Raw genomic sequence first — 3,784 nt, 5'->3', positions numbered from 1 at the left:
CTTATTTCTAATTTTGGTAAGTTTTTTACGATTTTCATTGTTTCTAGACTTACAGTAATAACCCTTTGAAACAATTCCAATGGATAAGCAGGGTTGCCAACGGTTTCAACAGCATAGCGATTAGCATCATTAACAATACCACTCTTTTTATCAGTCTTAACGCATTGACGCCCCATAATCCATTCAAGAGCAGGCTTTCCATTGACGATATACTTATAAGCTTCAAGAGGGATATCAGTCATTGTGATATTGCTGTTATAAATAACAGTCGATTTATCCTTTTCGGATTTGCCTTTCTCTTTAACTGCTTTTGCGAATTTCATTTCAGTTACATAATAAAATTTTTCGGGATTAGAGATCTCTGTCTGTTTTGGATTACCCTTTTTAAATGTGACTGGATAAGGTTCTACATCTTCATAATTCACGTGCAAATGACCCAATTCACACCCTGCTGTCACAAATTTCCAAAAATCTTCAGCAGTTTTTACACAAGGAATACGAGGCAATTCTTTAGAAAGGTTATCAGCATAACGGGCTCGATAATCTTCCGAATGCAAAATCCCATAAACATAATAGAACAAATCATCTTTTGTTATGGTTTCATTAGGATAAGCAGCTTTAAAATGTGCTAATCCTTCATCAGTAATGGCATCACGCCTCTGTAAATTAGCTGTTGCGTTTGCTTCTGTAGAGTTTGTAAATAAATGGGATTGGTTATTATCTTTATCCTCTAAAGATTCAATATCCTCATAAAGATACCTTGGAAAGCATTGGCTACCACCATCTATCATATTAAGATCAGGTATATTATTAGTCATAAGTACAGAAAAATCACTTCGTGAACCTGTACCAGTAACTTGTATTATTCTATTTTCAATCGCTCGTCCTATCGGAAATATATGCGGCATTTTATAAACCATTTCATTAAAGGCGCGATTATAATAGAGCCATTGTTTCGTAAAAGGACGATAAAGGCTTTGAATAAGGCATCTATCTTCAAGTTCAAAGATTTTTCCTCTTATTAATTCTTGTTTAAGAGCGCGACTCCAACTTATTTTTCTTTCATCAGCATTAACAAAATTGTCTACAGTTTTAGTACGTGTTTTACCGTCATTATGTGTATAAGCACCATTAAAATGCTCCACTTCACTATTGTAAAAAGCAATCATATTACTCATATTCTTCGCGAGAGTTTCACGACTTGAATTGTATGCCCAAGCATCACGATTAGTCTGTATACCACACGAAAAAGTCTCAAAGAGCTTTTTATCATGCCCTTTTTTAATACCTAGAGCTAGGAATGTCTTGAAACTGTCATCGCGTTGACCAAGCCAATCACCATGTTTATCTGGTGTAATGAGTTGCCAGCCTTGTTCACGTGTGATGCCACCAATACTAGAAAAATACTCAAGAGCTGTGAGCTTTTCTTTTGTTGTAAGATTATTACCAATATCATGATAGTAAATTTTACACCCTCCAGAAGCATTGGGATTTTTAATAAATAAGGTCACGGCAATACCAGCCATACTACCACTCCCAAAAATATTTTGTCCTTCTTGAGAAGCCTCTTTATTCGTCATATTTTTGCGAATATCTCCTCGCAAATTGAGCACATAAATACTGCTAAATTCCTTAACAAAACACTTTCTTAAACTCGTCATAGAATTTGCATCTAAAAAACTTCCATTTGTAACAAAACCAATAACACCACAGTCTTTTATACGGTCACTAGCCCAGCGAATAGCACGGATATAGCTGTCATAAAGCGCTCGTATATTACTTGCTTTAGATTGAGCAGCATAAGTTTCACTGATCCGTTTATCTAAAATTGGATAAGGGGTATTTTTTGCATTATCATTAGCACTTTTTTGTCCTATAGAATAAGGGGGGTTACCAAAGATAACTTCGATATCTAGTTTCTTTTGATGTTCTAAATATTCACTGTTTTCTTTGAATAATTCCTGTAGCAGGTTCTTCTCTTCAAGCATCCGGAATGTATCGGTTAAGCCAATATGCTTAAAGGGAATGTAATCACCTTTCATGATACTATGATAAGTCGATTCAATGTTAATCGCTGCTATGTAATAAGCGAGTAAGACAATCTCATTGGCATGGATATCATTTCGGAACTTATATTCCATATCCTCTGGTTTGATCAGTTTAGATTGTAATAGCCGCGTGATAAAGGTCCCCGTTCCAGTGAAAGGGTCAAGAATAGAGACACCCCGTGACCCCAAGCTTTTTCCAAATTCGTTACGCAACACATCATCAACAGAATGAATGATAAAATCAACAACCTCAACGGGTGTATAAACAATCCCAAGCCTATCCGTGGTTTTCTTAAATGCCTTGGCAAAAAAGCTTTCATAAAGCGTAATAATAAGATTTTGCCTTGCTTGGGGCGAAGTAATCCCAGAAGCACGAAGCCTTACACTGTTATAAAACTCTTGTAATTCCTTGGATTCTTCCTCGATATTGGTTTTATCAAGTTCTGTTAAGATCTTTTCCATGGCTTGCGAAATGGCATTGTTTTGCACAAATTCATTGCCCTCAAACAAAGCTTCAAACACGGGACGCGTGACAAGATGTTGTGCTAACATCTCAATGGCTTCCTCCTGTTTTATTTCACTGTTTAAATTGTTCTTTAATTCCTTATGAAAGGCATCAAAAGCATGAAAGGCTTCACTGTTTTCATCAGCAAGCAGGTTTTGAAGATGGGTGATATGATTTTGAGCAATCTCAGCAACATTGCCCGCCCAATTTTCCCAATAATCCGCAATAGCAAATTTCTTCGCAAGAAGGGTTTTCAAAGCATTGGGAAACTCTTTATAAAAAGGTAATCTTCCTGTTACGCTATGAATAATTTGTGGTTCATGAGCGGCTTTTCCAATCTCAAGCCCCATATGTTCTGATTTTTCATGGATATGGAGTTTATCCTCAACCGCGGTCATGCTCTTTAAAGCGCCAATCTCCAAAACATCACTAACGTCTTGACCTAAAATCATCTGGTTAAGGGTGATTTCAAAATTCTCATCATGAGCAAGCAAAGCATTGATCACTTGCCAGACCACCTTGTATCTTTTGTTGTATTTTAAAGCCTGTTCAGCAGAAACCCCAGCCGGTACCCCAACGGGTAAAATGATGTAGCCTCTCCTTTTACCTCGTGCACGCCGCATGATACGCCCCACCGCCTGTATGATATCCACATAACTTTTCCGCGGGTGTAAAAACATGATCGCATCAAGAGCAGGAACATCAACACCCTCAGAAAGACAGCGTACATTGGTTAGCACACGACACGTATTTTCCCCCGCATCTTCCTTAAGCCAATCAAGGGCTTTATGACGCGTTTTGGCACTTTGGGTTCCATCAATATGATCAAAGGTACAGTGAAGCGGCGGGGTATCTTTATAGACCTTATGAAGATTAAATAATTCTTTCTGTATTTCTTCAGAATTGAAGGTATCACGGATCCGTTCAGAAGTTTTGATATCTTTGCAAAAAGCCAAAGCCCGCCGCATGGGATTAGGGTCATCATTTAAATCAACTTTTAGATCTATTTTAGCAAGGGCTTGATAACAGCCTATGATCTTGGTTTTATCATCAAGGATAAGTTCATAATTCTCATCGGTCATCAGATGTTGAATGGATTGACTCACTTCCTCTTCATTAATCCCCAAAACAATAATCTTATAAGGTGCAAGCAATTCATTCTGAACGGCTTTTGAGAAAGTATAGGTATAAAGCTCTTTTCCATAGAGCTCTTCATCATCCATAGACGCTA

The 3,784-nt window shown here is 37.4% G+C and carries 1 protein-coding gene; it reads right to left on the bottom strand.

Annotated elements, in window-relative coordinates; genetic code table 11:
• A partial coding sequence (locus ACFIMW_RS08860; RefSeq protein ID WP_375608837.1) for a type ISP restriction/modification enzyme occupies positions 1–3,784 on the bottom strand: 3,784 nt, incomplete at both ends.

It is taken from the genome of Bartonella sp. AC329YNZD, assembly GCF_042196685.1.
In the GTDB taxonomy this organism is placed as follows: domain Bacteria; phylum Pseudomonadota; class Alphaproteobacteria; order Rhizobiales; family Rhizobiaceae; genus Bartonella.
This window is presented reverse-complemented; position numbering and strand designations above follow the sequence as displayed.